The organism is Micromonospora sp. NPDC004551, from assembly GCF_040609975.1.
Taxonomy (GTDB): domain Bacteria; phylum Actinomycetota; class Actinomycetes; order Mycobacteriales; family Micromonosporaceae; genus Micromonospora.
In genome coordinates, this window is the sequence record NZ_JBEXLM010000057.1 from 1 (window position 1) to 18859 (window position 18859).

Annotated in this window: 18 protein-coding genes and 1 pseudogene; 6 read left to right on the plus strand and 13 right to left on the minus strand. The window is 72.7% G+C overall.

Going from position 1 to position 18859, the window contains the following annotated elements:
• A pseudogene (locus ABZW14_RS33530) lies at window positions 1-90 on the plus strand (phytochelatin synthase); the annotation flags it as partial.
• 71 nt (window positions 91-161) lie between these two features.
• Here ABZW14_RS33530 and ABZW14_RS33535 read toward each other — a convergent pair.
• On the minus strand, window positions 162-818 hold the full coding sequence (locus ABZW14_RS33535) for a DedA family protein (protein WP_355355031.1): 657 nt from the start codon (window positions 816-818) through the stop codon (window positions 162-164).
• 25 nt (window positions 819-843) lie between these two features.
• Entirely contained in the window at window positions 844-1200 is a 357-nt protein-coding gene (locus ABZW14_RS33540) for a VOC family protein (RefSeq protein ID WP_355355034.1), read from the minus strand.
• Window positions 1201-1356: 156 nt separating this feature from the next.
• On the opposite strand from ABZW14_RS33540, the gene ABZW14_RS33545 reads away from it, so the two are divergent.
• From ABZW14_RS33545 to ABZW14_RS33560, 4 genes are all read left to right on the plus strand, one after another.
• On the plus strand, window positions 1357-4212 hold the full coding sequence (locus ABZW14_RS33545; protein WP_355355037.1) for an aconitate hydratase: 2856 nt from the start codon (window positions 1357-1359) through the stop codon (window positions 4210-4212).
• A 168-nt stretch (window positions 4213-4380) separates the two neighbouring features.
• Complete coding sequence (locus tag ABZW14_RS33550) at window positions 4381-4890, plus strand: SigE family RNA polymerase sigma factor (RefSeq protein ID WP_355355040.1); 510 nt, start codon at window positions 4381-4383, stop codon at window positions 4888-4890.
• Window positions 4887-6056, plus strand: a complete 1170-nt coding sequence (locus tag ABZW14_RS33555) for a hypothetical protein (protein ID WP_355355043.1) — start codon at window positions 4887-4889, stop codon at window positions 6054-6056. The genes ABZW14_RS33550 and ABZW14_RS33555 overlap by 4 nt, the downstream gene beginning before the upstream one ends.
• A 143-nt stretch (window positions 6057-6199) precedes the next feature.
• Window positions 6200-6745: a hypothetical protein gene (locus ABZW14_RS33560; RefSeq protein WP_355355046.1), complete on the plus strand. Its 546-nt coding sequence runs from the start codon at window positions 6200-6202 to the stop codon at window positions 6743-6745.
• Window positions 6746-7044: 299 nt separating this feature from the next.
• Here the strand turns inward: ABZW14_RS33560 and ABZW14_RS33565 are convergent, their stop codons facing one another.
• The 11 genes from ABZW14_RS33565 to ABZW14_RS33615 all read right to left on the minus strand — a co-directional run bounded on the left by ABZW14_RS33565 (window position 7045) and on the right by ABZW14_RS33615 (window position 18038).
• Complete coding sequence (locus ABZW14_RS33565) at window positions 7045-7926, minus strand: fructosamine kinase family protein (RefSeq protein ID WP_355355076.1); 882 nt, start codon at window positions 7924-7926, stop codon at window positions 7045-7047.
• 47 nt (window positions 7927-7973) lie between these two features.
• Window positions 7974-8396, minus strand: a complete 423-nt coding sequence (locus tag ABZW14_RS33570) for a DUF6086 family protein (RefSeq protein ID WP_355355049.1) — start codon at window positions 8394-8396, stop codon at window positions 7974-7976.
• A 60-nt stretch (window positions 8397-8456) separates the two neighbouring features.
• Entirely contained in the window at window positions 8457-8861 is a 405-nt protein-coding gene (locus ABZW14_RS33575) for an SRPBCC family protein (protein WP_355355052.1), read from the minus strand.
• Between the two features lie 35 nt (window positions 8862-8896).
• Window positions 8897-9508, minus strand: a complete 612-nt coding sequence (locus tag ABZW14_RS33580; RefSeq protein ID WP_355355055.1) for an ATP/GTP-binding protein — start codon at window positions 9506-9508, stop codon at window positions 8897-8899.
• Window positions 9489-9878 carry a DUF742 domain-containing protein gene (locus ABZW14_RS33585; RefSeq protein ID WP_355355058.1) on the minus strand — a complete coding sequence of 130 codons (390 nt, stop codon included), beginning with the start codon at window positions 9876-9878 and terminating at the stop codon, window positions 9489-9491. The genes ABZW14_RS33580 and ABZW14_RS33585 overlap by 20 nt, the downstream gene beginning before the upstream one ends.
• On the minus strand, window positions 9875-10300 hold the full coding sequence (locus tag ABZW14_RS33590) for a roadblock/LC7 domain-containing protein (protein WP_091320827.1): 426 nt from the start codon (window positions 10298-10300) through the stop codon (window positions 9875-9877). The genes ABZW14_RS33585 and ABZW14_RS33590 overlap by 4 nt, the downstream gene beginning before the upstream one ends.
• A 64-nt stretch (window positions 10301-10364) precedes the next feature.
• Window positions 10365-12854, minus strand: coding sequence for a nitrate- and nitrite sensing domain-containing protein (locus ABZW14_RS33595; protein ID WP_355355061.1), 2490 nt, complete (start codon window positions 12852-12854; stop codon window positions 10365-10367).
• Window positions 12855-12990: 136 nt separating this feature from the next.
• On the minus strand, window positions 12991-14607 hold the full coding sequence (locus ABZW14_RS33600; RefSeq protein ID WP_355355064.1) for a prenyltransferase/squalene oxidase repeat-containing protein: 1617 nt from the start codon (window positions 14605-14607) through the stop codon (window positions 12991-12993).
• Window positions 14608-14615: 8 nt separating this feature from the next.
• Window positions 14616-15521: a terpene synthase family protein gene (locus tag ABZW14_RS33605; RefSeq protein WP_355355067.1), complete on the minus strand. Its 906-nt coding sequence runs from the start codon at window positions 15519-15521 to the stop codon at window positions 14616-14618.
• Window positions 15518-16885 carry a cytochrome P450 gene (locus ABZW14_RS33610; protein ID WP_355355070.1) on the minus strand — a complete coding sequence of 456 codons (1368 nt, stop codon included), beginning with the start codon at window positions 16883-16885 and terminating at the stop codon, window positions 15518-15520. Before ABZW14_RS33610 ends, ABZW14_RS33605 begins: the two co-directional genes overlap by 4 nt.
• A gap of 169 nt (window positions 16886-17054) precedes the next feature.
• Entirely contained in the window at window positions 17055-18038 is a 984-nt protein-coding gene (locus ABZW14_RS33615) for a helix-turn-helix domain-containing protein (protein WP_355355073.1), read from the minus strand.
• Between the two features lie 413 nt (window positions 18039-18451).
• Between ABZW14_RS33615 and ABZW14_RS33620 the strand changes: the two genes are divergently transcribed.
• The gene (locus ABZW14_RS33620) at window positions 18452-18700 is read left to right on the plus strand and encodes a DUF2630 family protein (protein ID WP_091322434.1); all 249 of its coding nucleotides are present in this window, start codon (window positions 18452-18454) and stop codon (window positions 18698-18700) included.
• Window positions 18701-18859 lie beyond the last annotated feature (159 nt).

Genomic DNA, 18859 nt, shown 5'->3' on the forward strand with positions numbered 1-18859 from the left:
GACTCGGCCGACCCGAACATGGCCTCCTACCGCATCAGCGTCGACAACCTCGCCGACTGGATCGCCACCCGCGGCTACAGCGCCTCCTGACGATCCGATCCACAGCAGGACAGCAACACGAAAGGGCCCGACCCCCGATGGGGTCGGGCCCTTTCGTCGTGTCAGCGGTCGCCCGCGCGCACCGGCTCGTCGGTCTCGTCGGGCACCTCGACCTGTTCCAGCCGGCGGGCACGGCGGCGCAGCCACCAGGTGCTGGCCAGGCCGGCGAGCACGGCGAGGACCAGGCCCGCCCAGGAGATGTCCTTGAGCCAGTGCTCGGCCGCCCGGCCCACCGAGAACAGCAGGTAGGTGGTGGCGAACGCCCAGACCAGGCCGCCGGCCGCGTTGGCCAGCAGGAACCGCCGGTACGGCACGTGCAGTGCCCCGGCCAGCGGGCCGGCGAGGATGCGGAGCAGGGCGACGAACCGCCCGAAGAAGACCGCCCAGACACCGTGCCGGGCGAAGCTCTGCTCGGCACGGGCGACCTGCGCGGGGCCGAGGTGCTTCGGGAAGCGCCGGCCCAGCCGTTCGAGCAGTGGCCGGCCGCCGCGGCGGCCCACGGCGTACCCGATGGAGTCGCCCACGATGGCGCCGGCTGCCGCGGCGGCGGCCACCCACTCCGGCTCGACCACTCCGGCGGCGGCCAGCAGCGCGGAGCTCACCAGCACGATCTCGCCGGGGAGCGGGACGCCCATGCTCTCCACGCCGATGACCCCGGCGACGATCAGATAGATCACGCCCGGGGGCAGCGCGGAGAGCCAGTGCTGCACGTCGACCACCCCCGAACCCTACCCGCGCGGAGGCTCAGTCGACGGGGCTGAGGAACTCCAGCCGGTTGCCGTGCGGGTCGTACGTGTGGAACCGCCGCATGCCGGGAATCTCGTCGTCGCCCCAGGTCACGGGGTGGCCGGCGGCGTCGAGCCGGGCGGCGAGCGGGTCCAGGTCGGGGCGGACCAGTGCCGGGTGCGCCTTGCGGGCGGGACGGAAGTCGTCCTCGACGCCGAGGTGCAGCTCCGCGCCGTACCCGGTGAACCAGCAACCGCCGCGGGCGGCGAGGGCCGGGGGTTTCGGCTTCTCGACCAGGCCGAGAAGGCCCGAGTAGAACGCCCGCGACGTCTCCTCGGAGCCGCGTGGGCAGGCGAGCAGGACGTGATGGATCATGGTGGCACCTCCTCGTCCCGAACCCTGGCACGAGGTTGCGCGAATAGCAAGACGGACGTACGGTTTTGTTGAGACCGACGCAGGTAAGTGTCGCCTAACCACGGCGGCGCCCCGGCCGGTGCGACAAACTGCTCAGGACTACTCACGGTCGCTGGTGTGAAGGAGTACGACGTGGCGAGCCTCGACACCTTCGGTGCGAAGACCCAGCTACGCGTCGGAGACGCGAGCTACGAGATTTTCAGGATCGACAAGGTGGAGGGCCACGACCGGCTGCCCTACAGCTTGAAGATCCTGCTGGAGAACCTGCTGCGGACCGAGGACGGCGCGAACATCACCGCCGACCACATCCGGCAGCTCGGCGGCTGGGACCCCACCGCCGACCCGAGCGTGGAGATCCAGTTCACCCCGGCCCGGGTGCTGATGCAGGACTTCACCGGCGTGCCCTGCGTCGTCGACCTGGCCACCATGCGCGAGGCCGTGCGCGACCTCGGCGGCGACGCCACCAAGGTGAACCCGCTCGCCCCGGCTGAGCTGGTCATCGACCACTCGGTCATCGCCGACCTGTTCGGCCGCGAGGACGCCTTCCAGCGCAACGTCGAGCTGGAGTACGAGCGCAACAAGGAGCGCTACCAGTTCCTGCGCTGGGGCCAGACCGCGTTCAACGAGTTCAAGGTCGTCCCGCCGGGCACCGGCATCGTGCACCAGGTCAACATCGAGTACCTGGCCCGCACGGTCATGGAGCGCAACGGCCAGGCGTACCCGGACACCGTGGTCGGCACCGACTCGCACACCACGATGGTCAACGGCCTCGGCGTGCTCGGCTGGGGCGTCGGCGGCATCGAGGCCGAGGCCGCCATGCTCGGCCAGCCGGTCAGCATGCTGATCCCGCGGGTCGTCGGCTTCAAGCTCTCCGGCGAGATGCCGGCCGGCACCACCGCCACCGACCTGGTGCTCACCATCACCGAGATGCTGCGCAAGCACGGCGTGGTCGGCAAGTTCGTCGAGTTCTACGGCCCCGGCGTGAGCGCGGTGCCGCTGGCCAACCGGGCCACCATCGGCAACATGTCCCCGGAGTACGGCTCCACCGTCGCGATCTTCCCGATCGACGCCGAGACCGTCCGCTACCTGGAGCTGACCGGCCGCGACCCGCAGCAGGTCGCGCTGGTCGAGGCGTACGCCAAGGAGCAGGGCCTCTGGCACGACCCGGAGCGCGAGCCGGAGTACTCGGAGCGGCTGGAGCTGGACCTCGGCACCATCGAGCCGTCCCTGGCCGGCCCGAAGCGCCCGCAGGACCGCGTGCCGCTGGGCTCCGCCAAGACCCTGTTCCGCTCGGCGCTCGCCGACTACGTGGCCGCCGACGAGACCGGGGGCGACCCGAGCCGCACGGCGGGCGTGCCGCAGCTGGAGAAGCCGTTCGGCACCGACGGCCCGGCCGACGAGGCCAGCGCCGAGTCCTTCCCGGCCAGCGACTCCCCCGCCAACGGCGTCAACGACCCGGCCGACGCCCCGCGGGACCTGGAGACCGCCGCGGTCGGCGCCGGTGGGCGCGCCAGCAACCCGGTCCGGGTGACCGGCGCGGACGGCGTCGAGTACGAGCTGGACCACGGCGCCGTCGTGATCGCCGCGATCACCTCCTGCACCAACACCTCGAACCCGCAGGTCATGATCGGCGCCGCCCTGCTGGCCCGGAACGCCGTGGAGAAGGGCCTGGCCCGCAAGCCGTGGGTGAAAACCACCCTGGCCCCGGGCTCCAAGGTCGTCATGGACTACTACGACCGCGCCGGCCTCACGCCCTACCTGGAGAAGCTCGGCTTCAACCTGGTCGGCTACGGCTGCACCACCTGCATCGGCAACTCGGGCCCGCTGCCCGAGGAGGTCTCCGCCGGGGTCAACGAGGGCGACCTGGCCGTCGTCTCCGTGCTGTCCGGCAACCGCAACTTCGAGGGCCGGATCAACCCCGACGTCAAGATGAACTACCTGGCGTCCCCGCCGCTGGTGGTCGCGTACGCGCTCGCCGGCACCATGGACATCGACCTGGCGAACGAGCCGATCGGCGAGGACGCGCAGGGCAACCCGGTGTTCCTGCGGGAGATCTGGCCGAACAGCGCCGAGATCCAGGACGTCATCGCCTCGGCGATCGGCGCCACCGGGTTCAGCTCCGCGTACGCGGACGTGTTCGCCGGTGACGAGCGCTGGCAGTCGCTGCCGACCCCCACCGGTGACACGTTCTCCTGGGACGGCGAGTCCACCTACGTGCGCAAGCCCCCGTACTTCGAGGGCATGGCGAAGGACCCGCAGCCGGTGCAGGACATCAGCGCCGCCCGGGTGCTGGCCAAGCTGGGCGACTCGGTGACCACCGACCACATCTCCCCGGCCGGCTCGATCAAGGCGGACTCCCCCGCCGGCAGGTACCTCGCCGAGCACGGTGTGGCGCGGCACGAGTTCAACTCGTACGGCTCCCGCCGGGGCAACCACGAGGTGATGATCCGGGGCACCTTCGCCAACATCCGGCTGCGTAACCAGCTCGTTCCGGGTGTCGAGGGCGGCTTCACGGTCAACCACCTGACCGGAGAGCAGACCTCGATCTACGACGCCTCGATGGCGTACCAGGAGGCGGGCGTCCCGCTGGTCATCCTGGCCGGCAAGGAGTACGGCTCCGGCTCGTCCCGCGACTGGGCGGCCAAGGGCACCATGCTCCTCGGGGTCAAGGCGGTCATCGCCGAGTCGTACGAGCGGATCCACCGCTCGAACCTCATCGGCATGGGCGTCCTGCCGCTCCAGTTCCCGGCCGGCGAGACCGCCGAGTCGCTGGGCCTGACCGGCACGGAGACCTTCTCGATCAGCGGCGTCACCGCGCTCAACGACGGCGACACCCCGCGTACCGTGAAGGTCACCACCGACACGGGCGTGGAGTTCGACGCCGTGGTCCGCATCGACACCCCCGGTGAGGCCGACTACTACCGACACGGCGGCATCCTGCAGTACGTGCTGCGTCGCATGATCGCCAGCTGACGCCGTCACGGCTGACAAGGGCCGCTTCCCGCTCGCGGGGAGCGGCCCTTCGGCGTTCCCGGCCCCGGTGCGCCCCGGCCGCCGGTCGCCCCGTGACCGCCGAACTTCGGCGGGGACGCAACCCGACGGTCGTCCGGACCCGTCGAGCGTGCGGAGGAGGGAGCCCCGATGGCGGATGCCGACCGTGAGTTCGTGGAGTACGTCTCCGCGCGACTGCCGAGCCTGCACCGGACCGCGTTCCTGATGTGCGGCGACGCCCACCTGGCGGACGACGTCGTGCAGCAGACGATCACGGCGCTGTACGTGAACTGGCGCCGGGTCAGCCGCGCCGACAACGTCGACGCGTACGTGCACCGGATGCTGGTCCACAAGCTCGTCGACGAGAAACGGTTGAGCTGGGCGAAGGTCCGGCTGCTGGGGTCGGTGCCGGAGCGGCGGCCGGTCACGCCGCACGACGAACTGGCCGAGCGGGACAGCGTGGTCACCGCGCTCGCCCAGCTCCCCCGCGGCCAGCGCACCGTCCTGGTCCTGCGGTTCCTGTGCGACCTGTCGCTGGCCGACACCGCCGCCGCGATGGGCTGCTCCGAAGGCAACGTGAAAGCACAGACGGCCCGGGCGCTGGCGGCGGTCCGCCAGGTGCTCGGCGTCGCCGAGATGTCCGGGAGGAGTCCGAGATGACCACGTTGGACGAGCAGCGGATCGGCGCACTGCTGCAATCGGCGCCGGTACCCGAGCCACAGGTCGACGTGGGCCGCGCGGTCCGGGACGGCCGGCGTCGCCGCCGGCGCCGGCGGGTCGGCGGGATCGCGGCGGTGACGGCGCTGGCCGGGCTCGGCGTCGTGGGCGCCGTCCGGCTCGACGGGGCCGCCGACCGGCCGGCTCCGGCCCCGCCGGCCCTCGCGGCGTCACCAGCCGGGACCACACCGGCCGCCCCGGACTCGCCGGTCACCTGCGGGGCGTCGTGGCTGCCGCAGCCCATCGGCGGTCCGGTCGCGGTGGCGAACGGCGTCGACCCCACCGGGCGGTACATCGTCGGCGACATCGGCACCGGGCAGGAGGACGGGCGGGTCGTGCTGTGGACCGACGGCCGGGCGGACGTCCTGCCGGCCGACGCGCGGCACGCGGCGGCGGTCAACGCCGGCGGTGTCGTGGTCGGCACCACCGGCGACGGCACCGGCTGGGTCTACCGCGACGGGAAGCTGCGCTCCCTGACCACCCCGCCCGGCTACGACACGGTCCTCGTGCACGCGGTCAACGGCCGGGGCGACATCGCCGGCACCGCCAGCGGCGCCCGCGACTCGCACCGGGCCGTGCTGTGGTCGGCGGACCGCCCGCAGGAGTACCGGCTGCTCGGCCAGCCGGGATCCGCCGCGACCGGGATCACCGACGACGGCACGGTCGTCGGCGCGATGGGCCAGCTGCCCTACCGGTGGACGCCGCAGGGCGCCGGGGCGGCGCTGGCGGTACCCGACGGCTACCCGCGCGCCTCGGTCGACTCGGCGCACGGCGAATGGGCCGTCGGCTCGGTTCCCGACGTCCGGCAGGGCGGTGCCGTGTCGATGCGGCCGGTGCGGTGGAATCTCCGGACCGGGGTGGTGAGCCTGCTGCCGTTCCCCGGGGCGGCCGGGATCGCCGGCAACGGCGACCTTCTGGTCGGCGACGGCGCGCCGCTGGTCGTCAGCCCGGACGGCACCTCCCGCCGGTTGCCGGGCCGCCCGGAGGTCCGGGCGGCCGGGGCGGGCACGTACACGGCCAACGGGATCAGCGACGACGGTCTGACCGTGGTCGGTTCCGTGTACGAGAACCAGGTGCACCGGCCGCTCGTGTGGCGTTGCCGCCGCTGAGAGCACATGCCCGCCGCAGGAGCGACGGACCACAACCGGATCTTGGTTGTACTAGTCTTCGCGCCATGGCCTTGTCTCCGGACCAGTTCTATGACCACGCGGTGGCCGTCGCTGACACCGAGCGACGGCTTCCGCTGGCGCGCATGACGGGATGGGACATCAGCCCGTTCGAACAGGACGGATTGCGCGTCGCACCGCTGCGCCCGCCGGTGCTGCCCGAGCCCGCCCGGCACGGCGAGGATCCGGCGGAGTGCCGGAACTGCCAGGAGCGCGACGAGGGGATCTGGTTCAACGATCGCTGGCGGCTGGCCCGCGTCCCGGGAGTGGGCGTGCCGCTGGTGCTGATGCTCTACCCGCGCGACCACTACGACATGGCGGACCTCCCCGACGAACTCGCCGCGGAGCTGGGCCTGCTGACCACGCGGATCGTCCGCCACGTGCAGGCTCTGCCGCACATCTCGCGAGCCCACGTCTACCGTATCGGCGACGGCGGCGCGCACCTGCACGTCTGGTTCTTCGCCCGCCCGGAGGGCCAGGCGCAGCTGTACGGATCCTGGCTGGTCGTCTGGGACGACCTCCTGCCGGAGTATCCCGCCGACGTCGCCGAGGCGGATGCCGCGATCGTGGCCGATGCCCTGGTCGCCTCGCACGGCGGCAGTCGAGCGCCCGGCGCCACACCGCCTGCGTGACCGGGCGGCCCCAGCCCAGGGCGTGGCGGTCTCCAGCACCGTCTTGAGCAGGGCGAGGTCAGCTGCGACGGCCGCTACCCGCGAGCGCGTGGGAGCGGCCCTCCGGCATTTCCCGCGCCGAAGGGGCGCTCCCACGTGCCGTCGGCGTCCCCAGCGGATCTTGGAGACTTTCTGTTCGCCCGGAACGGAAACTGTCCAAGATCTCGAACAGCGGCGCCGCTCAGCGCGGCCGCACGCGCCTCCTCGTCGGTGACGGGCCGGGTCAGTCGGCCAGCGGCGGGCAACCGTCGGGACGCCGGTCAGGTTCGCGTCCGGAACGGGGCAAGGGTGGCGCGGATCTGGTCGGCCGCGCCCCAGTCGTCGTCGAACTGGGCCAACACGGCGAGGTGCTGTCGCAGCTGGACAATCGGCATGCGGGACCGCCAGTCGCCGTCGAGGGAGGTCAGCTCGGCATAAACGTCGAAGAACCGGTGCGCCTCGGGCGGGGGTGCGGTGGACCAGACATGGGCGAGGTCGACCTCGGCCCACATGTAGGACACGGCCGGGTCGATCACCGCGGGCCGGCCGTCCGGGGTGGCCAGGACGTTCTGCGCCCACAGGTCGCCGTGTGTCAGGCATGCCGACCGGTCCGGCAGCAGGTCGGGCAGCTGGTCGCACAGCCGCTCCAGCGCCCTCCGATCTCCGGCGTCGAGTGCCGCCTCGACACGGGGCTCCCCCAGCCACCGCAGCAACCGGTGCTGCGCGAAGAACGCGAAGCCGTCGTCCGTCCAGGTATTGATCTGCCGGCGACGGCCCAGCCAGTTGTCGCGGTGCCATCCGAAGCGAGCGTGGGTGGTGCCCAGGTGCAGGCGGGCGAGCGCGTGCGCGAACTGCTCCCAGAAGGTCTCGCTGCGCGGCCTCGGTCGCAGCATCGACAACACCAGCAGTTCGCGGTCCGCCAGGATGACCTCAGGTGTCGCCAGACCGCCGAGATCGCGCAGGGCGGCCAGCCCCTCGGCCTCCGCGACGAAGACGCCGTCGGGCGGCGCGTCGGCCAACGCCTTGACGAACACCGACGGCGCGTTCCGGCGGGCGGCGATGCCCGCCAGCGCCGCGAGCCCACCCGCCGCCGGCTCGACCGAGACGACATCCCGCATCCCGGCCCGGAGCAGCGCTTCCAGCAGAATCGTCGTCGACCGCATCACGCCGGGCTCGCTTCCGTGCTCGGGCGCAGCTGAGGATGGCACGCTCAGCAAGCCATGTGTCGGGCCAACTCGTCGGCCAGCTCACGCAACCGCCGCGGGTCGCCGGTGGCACCGAACCCGGTGCTCAGGACGGCGACGTCCCTGGCGTCGAAGGCGGACGCGGGTTCGTTCAGGGCGGCGACCGTGTCGCCACCGCGCTCGACCATGACGATGCCCAGCGCGGCGACGTCCTCGATGAGCGCCCGGAGGATCCGGTGCGTCGAGCTGCGGTAGCGCCGCACGAGCGCGTCGACGAACGCGGTGAACGCGACGAGGTCGATCTCGTGGTCGTCATTGACCTCCGGGCCGATCCCGGTGGGCACCTCGACGGCGCCGGCGACCGCCTCGACGTTGCGGACGAACAGTTGGGCGACCCCGTTCGAGGGGTTCCACAGCACCGTCCTGCCGGCCCGGAAGTACTGACTCACCCGCGAATTATGGAACAACGGGGTTCGGACCGCGGTCCCGCAGCCAGGCCCGGCGCCTCCTCAGGCCGACGGGTTCTCCAGCACCTTCTTGAGCAGGGCGAGGTCCCCGGTGACGAGCCCGGCGTCCCGGTCGAACTCCGCGTCGCTCATGCCGGGCGAGCGGCGCAGCGTGAAGACGACCTCACACCCGTCGCCGTCCGCGAGGGCCCGCAGCGGCACGTACACCGTCTCGCCGGACGGCGTCACCACCTCGTGGTCGAGCACGCCGTACCCGTTGCGCGGGGCGAAGGTGACCTGCGCCCGGCCCTCCGGTGTCTCGACGAACCACCCGTCGTCCTCGCGCACCACCGAACTACCCAGGCCGGGCGCCCAGCGGGGCAGGTTACGCGGGTCGGAGACGAACGCGTAGACCTCGGCGACCGGCCGGTCGATGTGCACGCTCAGGTGTCGCGATTCCGTGGACATCGCCCCATCATGGCAGGGCGGCACCGCCGCCGGGGTCAGTCGCCGGCGGCGCGGCGGCGCTCCTCGCGCAGCTTCATGGCGTACTCCAGCAGCGTGATGAGCACCTCCTTGACCGACTCGCGCTCCCGCGCGTCGCAGAGCACCACCGGCACGTCCGGGTCCAGGTCGAGCGCGCCCTGCACCTCGTCGAGCCGGTACTGCTTGGCGCCCTCGAAGCAGTTCACCGCCACCACGAACGGCGTGCCCCGCCCCTCGAAGTAGTCGATCGACGGGAAGCAGTCGGCCAGCCGCCGGGTGTCGGCCAGCACCACCGCACCGATCGCGCCCAGCGCCAGCTCGTCCCAGACGAACCAGAACCGGTCCTGCCCGGGGGTGCCGAACAGATAGAGCACGAGGTCGTCGCTGAGGGTGATCCGGCCGAAGTCCATGGCCACGGTGGTGGTGGTCTTCTCCTCCACCCCGGACAGGTCGTCGATACCGACGCCGGTCTCGGTCAGCACCTCCTCCGTCCGCAGTGGCCGGGTCTCGCTGACCGCGCCGACCATGGTGGTCTTGCCCACGCCGAAACCGCCGGCGATCAGGATCTTGATCGCGGTGGGCAGCAGCGGCGCCGCTCCCGCCGGCCGCTCAGAGCGCCCGTAGTCCATTGATTACCGCCTCGAAAACACTGTCGTCGGGAAGGCCGGCGGGGGTAGCGCGCGGCTCACGGACCTGCACCAGGCTGCGGGCCGCCAGGTCACCCAGGAGGACCCGGACGGTGCCCACCGGCAGGTCGAGGTGGGCGGCGATCTCGGCCACGGACTGGATCCGCTGGCAGAGACCGACGATCGCCACGTGTTCCGGGCCGAGCCCGGATTCCGACCCCACCTCCGCCCGGGTCGCCGTGACCAGGGAGATCAGGTCGAACGTGCCGGTCACCGGGCGAGCCCGGCCACCGGTCACCGCGTACGGGCGCACGACCGGACCCGCGTGGTCGTCCACCCACTCGTGCTCCGCGGGCTCCCCCTGGCCGGTCATCGCGCCGGATTCTCGCCGAGGGGCTGTTCCCGGGTGGGTGAGGCGACGAACCGGCCGACCCGGGTGACCAGCATCGCCATCTCGTACGCGATCAGGCCCACGTCGGCGTCCTCGGACGCCAGCACGGCCAGACACGCGTTGCGGCCCGCCGCGGTGACGAACAGGAACGACGACTGCATCTCGATGATGGTCTGCTGCACCTGCCCACCGCCGAACCGCTTCCCCGCGCCCCGGGCCAGGCTCTGGATGCCCGCCGCCATCGCCGCCAGGTGCTCGCCGTCGTCCCGGCTCAACCCGCGCGACGAGGCCATCAGCAGTCCGTCGGTGGAGAGCGCCACGGCGTGTTCCGCCTGCTTGACCCGGCCGACCAGGTCATCCAACAACCACGTCAGGTCCGCGCTCGAAGCCGTCTTCTGCGCCACTCGTCGTCCTCTTCTCCCCCGGCTGGTGTGCCGTGCTCGTCCGGGATCGCCGATCCGGCGATCCCTAGGTCGCCTGACCGTCGCCGGTGTCCGGCGCGCCGGTCTCGTGCGCCCCGCCGAGCAGCCGGGCCGCGTCGGTCCGGCCGCGTCGGGTGCCGCTCTGGTAGGAGCTCATCATCCGGCGCACCTGCTCCGGTGGGCGCACCGTGTCGTCGTCCCCGTCGTCGTCCACGCCGGCCTGGTCGTGCCGCAGCTCCGGCGCCAGGCTGGCCTGCCGGACCCGGACGGGCAGGTCGCCGCCGGTCCGGACCGGCGTCGCGTCGTCCGCCGCCACGTCGCCGGCCGGCCGCTGGTCGGTGCTCCGGGGGTCCACGGGGGCCGGCGTCACACCGGGCGCGGCCGGCGCGGGCTGCCGTTTCCGCGTACGCGCCGGAAGGCCGGACGGGGTGACCTGGGGCTCGTCCACTTCGGCCTCCCGCGCCGGGACGGGCTGTGCACTGCCGTCCGCGGCCGGTTCCACCGGATCGGTGCTCTCGGCCAGCGCCACCGGGGCGGCCGGCCGGTCGCCGGCGGGCTCGATCGCCGCGCGCTCCGCGTTCGGAAGGGCGGGCGCAGCCGGGGCGGGCTGCCCGCTGCCGACCGGGAAGCCGCCGGAGGTGCTCGGGTCCGGCCCGTCGTGGGTGACCAGCTCCAGCGGGATCAGCACCACGGCCGTCGTCCCGCCGTACGCCGATTCCTTGAGCTGCACCTTCACCCCGTGCCGCTCGGTGAGCCGACTGACCACGAAGAGGCCGAGCCGGGCGGCGTTGGCCAGGTTCAGCTCGGACCGGTCGACGATGCGCATGTTCGCGGCGGCCAGTTCCTCCGCGCCCATGCCGAGGCCGCGGTCCTCGATCTCGAGGGCGAACCCGTTGGAGACCATCTGGCCGCGTACCTCGACGGTGGTGTGCGGCGGCGAGAAGGACAGGCCGTTCTCGATCAGCTCGGCCAGCAGGTGGATGACGTCGCCGACGGCCCGGCCGGTCAGGGACACGGGGCCGAGCGGGCGCACGGTCACCCGGGTGTAGTCCTCGACCTCGGCGACCGCCCCGCGCACCACGTCGACCATCGGCACGTTGCGCCGCCAGGCACGGCCCGGGGTCGAGCCGGAGAGCACGATCAGGTTCTCCGCGTTGCGCCGCATCCGGGTGGCCAGGTGGTCGACGCGGAACAGGTCCTCCAGCTCCTCGGCGTCGTGCTCCCGGCGTTCCATCGCATCGAGCAGGGTGAGCTGGCGGTGCACCAGCGCCTGGGTGCGCCGGGCCAGGCTCAGGAAGACGTCACGGACGTTGCGGCGCAGGTCGGCCTGCTCGACGGCGGTGCGGATCGCGGTCTCCTGGACACGGTTGAAGGCGTCACCGACCTGTCCGATCTCGTCGCTGCCGAAGGCCAGCGGTGGCGCCTCGGCCGCGACGTCGACGGTCTCGCCCCGGCCGAGGCGCCGCACCACGCCGGGCAGTCGCTCGTCGGCGAGCTCGTGGGCCGCCTTTCGCAGCCGCTCCAGCTCACGCACCAACGCGCGGGCGGTGGTGACCGCCAGGATGATCGACGCGACAACCGCCACGGTGCCCAGGCCCGCCGCCAGGAGCAGCCGGATGATGACCAGGACGGCCACCCTGGTGGCGCCACTGACGATCCCGTCGCCACCGACGGCGATCACGTCCTGCAGTTCCGACCGGGCGCTGTCCACCGCGCTGCGCCACTGGGCCGCGGTCACCGGAACCCTGGTGGAACCGCCGGCGCGGGCGACCACCTGGTCCTCAACGGCCCGGAGGCGGCTGAAGGCGTCGCCGGCGAGCAGCCGGTCGTAGCGGCCACGGTCGTCGGACGACAGCTTTCCCGACGCGTCCGTCCCGGCGAATCGCTGGGCGCCGACCAGTCGCGTGAACTCCGCCCGCTCGGCCTCGGTGATGCGACCGCTGGCGAGGATGCCGCTCATCAGGGCGTCCTCTTGGGAGATGAGCTCGGACATCCGGTTGAGCTGGATGAGCGCCGCCGCGTAGGCGGCGAGTTCCTTGTCGTCGAGACTCGCCGTGGCGGCGTAGATGTCGAAGACGGCGTCGATGGCGTTGCCGAACTCGCGCGCGGCGCTGGTCCGGTCGGTCGTGCGCGCGTCCACCGACTCCCGGGTGGCGCGGAGACCGTCCAACGTGGTGTAGGTCGCGTCGAGTCGTTGGCTCAGCTTCTCGCTCCCGGCGAAACCGGCCTGCCAGCTCTGCGAGGACTCCTTGAAGGTCGCCGCGAGCTGCTCGGTCTCCCGGCGTTGGGTGTCGAGCGCCGTCCGTACCTCGGCGCTGTCCCCCGGCCCACCCAGGTAGGCCAGGGTCAGTTGGCGCTCCTGCTGCAGCGCCGTCAGCAACGGGGCGCTCGGCTCGTAGACCGTGCTGTTCAGCGTGTTGGCCCACAGCAGGTTCAGACCGTCGCGGAGGGTCACCCACGCCGCGAACGCCCACAGGGCGGTCAGCGACGCCAGCATCGCGACGACCTTGGTACGCACATTGGTGCGAGAACGCATGAGACGGTCCCCAGTCAGCTGTGGCGGCATCGGCCTTGCGCGGCGTGCGATTTGTGGTCTGTGGGCATGGTAGGTGTGGGTCACGCGACAACGGGGCACGCTAGCAGCGTCCGAGACGTCCCTCAAGCGGCCCTGATCACGGCTTCCCGGCCCGTTGCGGGGGTATCGGCATGATCGCCCGACCCTCCGTGGTCGCGCGGTCCTGCCGGTGCCGGACGAGACGAAACGCGGCGATCACCGCGGCGCGGACGACTGCCGCCGGGTGGTAGAGCTCCTTGCCGTACCACAGGGGCGGGTCGGGGCGGCGACCGACGGCGCTCCGCAGGTACGCGTGGCCGCGCCGGACCGCCGCGTCGATCCGCGCGTTCGGGTGCGCGGCCAGAAGGGTGTGCAGCGCGTACGCGCTCTCCTCGACGGTGCCGTCCCACCGCCCCCACGACCCGTCGGGTCGTTGGGTGTCCAGGACCCAGTCGACGGCCTTCGCCACCGCCTCGGCCACCGACGTCCCCCGACCGTGGTCCCGCAGGGCCCGCGCGCAGCTCGCGGTGGCGTAGTACGGCGAGGCGTGCCACCGGTCGCGCCACTGTCCGTCGCGTTGTTGGTGCTCCCGCAGGACGGCCGTGAGGCGGTCCACCGTCGCCACGTAGCGCGGAGCGGCCCGGGTGCTGCGTACGTGGTGGCCGAAGGCGTCCAGGACGTGCGCGTTGGTGGTGACCGAGAAGCCGTCCTCCCCCGGCCACGTACAGAAGCCGTCGGCCGTCTCGTAGGTCCACAGCCCTCGCGGGTCCGCCGGCCGGCCGAGCATTCCGAGCGCGTACAGGGCCACCGAGGTCGTGTCGGCGTCCGCGGGAAGACCGGGCCCCGTGGGGGTGCCGACCGGGCCGAGCGCGGCGGTCAGGGACTCCAGAATCGCGGCCGGCGCCGCGAACCGGGCACCCGCACGGGTCAGTTCGCTCACCACCCACGCCTGCTCGAAGACGGTGATCGGGAGCGGGCAGGGGACGGGCCCGCCACGCGCCACGTGCTCCAGGTGGGCCCGGGGCGGATCATCGGCCGCCGGTGGACCGCCGAGCCAGGCGACCGTCGCCGCGGGTGACGCGCCCACCGTGCCGGGGAGGACGGGACGGATGCCCGCGGCGCGGCGGGCGCCCGGGCCCAACGCCTCGAGGAAGTGCAGCAGCTTGGCCGGCAGTTCCCGCCCGGCGGCCAGGGCGTGCCGTACGCGCACGAGACGCTCGTCGGTCAGGCCCGCCGGCAGGTCGAGCCGCACCCCCCGCCAGGAGGCGAGCGCGGGCACTGCCGTGGCGTCCGCCTCGGCCAGGTGGTCGTTGATCGCCGCGACCAGCGACGGCACGATGACGTCCACTCCCGGCGTGTCCGGCACCAGCAGATCCGCCGCCGGCAGCCAGCCGGCGAGCGCGCGGAGGCCGCCGGCGGCCGCCGCGGCGGGACCCGCGACGACCGGTGCCGCCGCGGAACCGCCCGCCCGGACGACGGCGAGCAGCGCCTCGGTCGCGCTCAGGGTGGGGACCAGCGCGTAGCCGTCCGGCGGGCCCCACCCGCCGTCCGCACGCTGGCTGTGCAGCAGGAACGCGACGCGTTCGGCGTGCCCCGCGAGCCACGGAGCCAGCGAGACGAGCCGCGCCGTCTCGTACACCGAGGGGCCGACCTGACCCCACGGCCGCTCACCCAGACTGCTGATCAGGTCGCGCGCTGCGGCGTCGATGTCGACGGCGTCAGCGAGAGCGGCCAACTCGCTTCTCACAGGCTGCCCCAGAAGTCCGACACCCGGTAGAACCCGCTGGTGAAGGCGATCTGGCGACTCAGGAACGCGGCCTGCCGGGGGCAGGATCGCTCCAGGGGCCGGAGCAGTTCGCGGCTCTCCTCGACGATCGAGGTGAGTCGGGCCGTGACATCGGTGGCACCAGCGAGCATGAGCGCGTTCAGGTCACCCCACTGGAGATCGCGCCGGTAGGTGGCCAGGTCGTTGATCAGCCGGATCGCCCGTTGCGTCGCACGGCCGGCGACCCGCAGCGCGTCGAGATGGTCCAGGCAGTCCTGGTCGCCGACGGAGGCCCAGTGCGTCACGCTGACCAGCACGGCGGCCGTGTTGTCGGCGATGTCCAGGTAGTCGTCGAGCGTGGGATCGCCCGGCCCGGTGCCGCGCGTCGTCTTCCACTGCCACTCCCGCGACATCGCCGCGAACATCCGCTTCAGCTCGTCCTGCCACACCGGTTCCACGACGGCGAACGCCGGGGTCTTGGACAGCTCGTCACGGATGCCGCCCAGCAGCCGGGCCAGCGGATGCCGCGCGGACGACGGACCGGCGTCGGCGGCCGCCAGGCAGGCGGCGGTCACCTCCCGCACGTCGTCCGAGGTCCGGGCCAGATAGTCGATCTGCCAGTCGGCCGCGAAGACCCACAGCACGGTACGAGCCGTCAGGCGGAGCTGCTCGGCGGTGTATTCCGGCGCGGTGAAGGCCACGGACATCGCGATGCTGCTGACGAGCGCCGGGTCGAAGGGCCGGCCGGCGAACAGGGCCTGGTGGTCGGCCACCACCGTGTGCAGGTCGCGTTCGACGGCGACGGCCAGCGCGCAGATCCGTGCCTGCTCCACCACGGCGAGCTGGTCACCTGCGCCGAGCCGGACGGGGGAGGTGGGTGTCATGAGGCCGGGACGCTGTCGCGGCGCAGCAGTGTGAGCGTGCTCGACCGGGGCCGCAGCGACGCGCCGATCCGCGGCGTGAGGTCGGCCGGCTGACCCAGCCGGAAGCGGAACCGACTCAGCAACGTGGCCATGATGATGGGCGCTTCGAGCAGGAAGAGGTACTGCCCGATGCACTGGTGCGGGCCGCCCCCGAACGGGAAGTAGCTGTAGCGGTACTGGCGCTTCGGCTTGTCCGGCGCGAACCGCTGCGGGTCGAAGACATCGGGACTGTCCCAGAAAGCCGCCATCCGCTGCGTCGCGAAGGGACTGACCAGGATGGTCGCTCCGGATTCGATCCGGACACCGCCCAGCACCTGCTCCCCCACCGCGGTGCGCGGGATGGTCCAGCCGGCGGGCCAGAGCCGCAACATCTCGTCCAGGACCATCCGGCTGTAGCGCAGCTGCGGGATGTGCGTGCGCTGCACGGTCCCGCGTACGCCGACGACCTCGTCGACCTCGGCGTAGAGCCGTTCGGCCACGTCGGGATGCTTCTCCAGGACCGGCCACAGCCAGGACAGGACGCCGATCGTGGTCTCGGTGGCCGTGGAGAACATGGCGACCAGATCGCTGCGGACCGACTCCTCGCTGGCCTGCGACCCGTCGGCCCTCGGGCGGCACAGGGTCGCGATGATGTCGTCGCCGTCGCTCGGGTTCATGCGCTCCTTGCGGATGATCGGCAGGACCAGCGCGCCGATGCCCTGCACGGCGGCGCGGAACGCGCGGTCGCCCGGCAGCGGCACCCAGTAGGGCATGCCTGGGGCGAGCAGCCTCGGGACCATCGTCCGGGTGATCGTGCCCAGGTGCGCGTAGATCTGCAGCGCGTCGGAGAGCGGAATCTTCCGGCCGAAGAGCACCCGGGTGGTGGCCTGGCACACGACCTGCGACATCAGCGTCATCGCGTCGACGGCCTGCCCGGCCCGGGCCGGCGCGTCGAACGCGTCCACGGCTTCGGCGATCGCCACCGCCATCCGGTCGACCAGCGTCTCGGCGCGCTTGGCGGTGAACAGCGGCTGCAGGGTGTCGCGGCTGGACTCCCACTGCGCTCCCTCGGTGACGAGGATCGCGTCGCCCACCGCCCGTCGCACGGACCGCCAGAGCATGCTGTTGCCGTCGCGGATGTAGGTGGTGCGGTCGCGGAGGATCTGCTGCAGGTGCTCCGGGTGGGTGACCAGGTACGGCCGGAACGTGCCGAGGTTCAGCTGCACGATCTCGCCGTTGCCCTCGTTCGCGTAGTGCACCAGGGCCCCCAGGGGGTCACGGGCCAGACGCGGCAGTGCGTGGCGCAGGGGCACCTGCCGGGCCCTACCGGGACTCACCTCGGCCATGAGCGCCTCCTCGATCGTCGTGCATCCCGAGCTGCGCGCCGCAGCGGCTCACGTGGTCTCGGCAACATTCGCCGGTTTGATCATTCCACGTGTCGAGAAGCAACTCCAGATCGGCTTCATCTCCCCACCGGCCCACGCTCCTGTGTGGCGGGACGGACCGATCGGCCGGTCAGGGCGACGGCTGGTCGCCGTTCTGCTCGCGGTACGCCTGCGGCGACAGGCCGTACGCCGCCCGGAACAGCCGGCTGAAGTGGGTCTTGTCCGGAAACCCCCAGCGCGCGCCGATCGCCTGGACCGGACGGGCGCGCATCCGGGGGTCGGCCAGGTCGCACCGGCACCGCTCCAACCGGCGTCGCCGGACCAGCTCCGCCACGGTGGCGTCCTCGCCGGCGAACAGGCGGTGAAGGGTACGCAGCGAGATGTGGTGCGCGGCGGCGATGCTTCGCGGCCCGAGTGCCGGGTCGTGCAGGTTGTCGGCGATGTACGTGTCGATGCGGTGCCGGAGCGCGTGGTGCCGCGTCTCGGGCGGCAGGGCGCTCTCCGCACCGATCTGCTGCAGCAGCATCGCCGACACCAGGTCGACGGTGATGCTGCCGAGGTGGCTCGCGTCGGTGTCGGCGAACTGCTCCGGGTGGGCGGCGATCCGGCGGAGGTACGGCGCCAGGAGCCCGCCCACTCCGGTCGAGCCGCACATGCTCGTGCCCAGCAGGGCGGCGACCTTGGCGGGCGGCACGGGCAGCGCCGCGTGCGGGATGTTCACCGTCACGGTGTTGAGCAGCTCGCCGGGCGAAGCGTCGTGGCGGGCCACGAACGGGCGCGAATTGTCCAGCAGGGTGAACTCGCTGGGGCGCACCAGCGCCTCCTGGCGCTGCTGGCTCACCGTGCCGTTGCCGACACGGGTCAGGGCCAGCTGATACATCTCCGGATCGACCTGGCGGATGAGCCTGGGCGTCCGGGTCATGGTCAGCGAGGGATAGGTGAAGTCGGTGACGCGAAGGTCGCCGAGTTCGATCGAACGCGCGTGAGCGTCGAACCTGGCCGCGTGCGGGCTGGAGATGAGCGCGGGCGCCGAACTCGCGACGATTTCCAGCCACAGGTCGTACCGGTCCGCCGGCGGCAGCACCCGGGTGTCGAGGAAGTGGACCGGCAGCACCGCTCAGCAGCCGGCCATCCGCGCGCACGGCATGGTTCGGGGCGCGTCCCGGACGTCGAACGACCGCTGGGCCGCCGGGCGGCCGGACCGACGCCACTCACGGGACACAAGCATGCCGTTCACCCCCAGTTACGTGAGGCGAACTCACGGAGCCGGAATTATATCGCCGCGTGGACGACCGGAGGCCGGCGGACACCTCGTCCGGAGGAGATCGACGGCGCTGACCGAGACGCTCCTGTGGGGATGGACCGCCGGTTCGGAGCCGGCGGATGTCGATCCACAGCGGACCGGAGGGCCCGGCGTCGTGACCGGCCCGGCGGCGCCGAAGGGCGCAGCCCCGGCACACACCGACTCGCCCTCGGCCTCGGGGCGGAACGCGGGCGCGACGGCGTCCGCTGTGCCAAGCTTCGGGCATGGACGACAAGACCATCCTGAGCCGGATCTCCGAACTCGTCGACGAGGAGCACCGGCTGCGCGCGGCCGCGCAGGAACACGAGGCCGGCACCGACGACGAGGCCAAGGAGCGGCTGCGGGCGCTGGAGGAGTCCCTCGACCAGTGCTGGGACCTGCTCCGCCGCCGCCGGGCGGCGCGCCAGGCGCACGGCGACCCCGACGCCCAGGGCCAGCGCCCGGTGACCGAGGTCGAGCGCTACCTCCAGTGATCCGAGCCCGGCGGCCCACCGCCGTGTCGGCGCTCCCGGGCGGGCAGCGGCCCGCCCGGGAGCGCGGCGGGGGGGGGGGGGGCGGGGCGGGGGCGGGCCCCCCCGGCCAGCGGGCGCCCCGCCCCCCCCGGCCCCCGCCGGGAGGCCGCCCGGACGGGA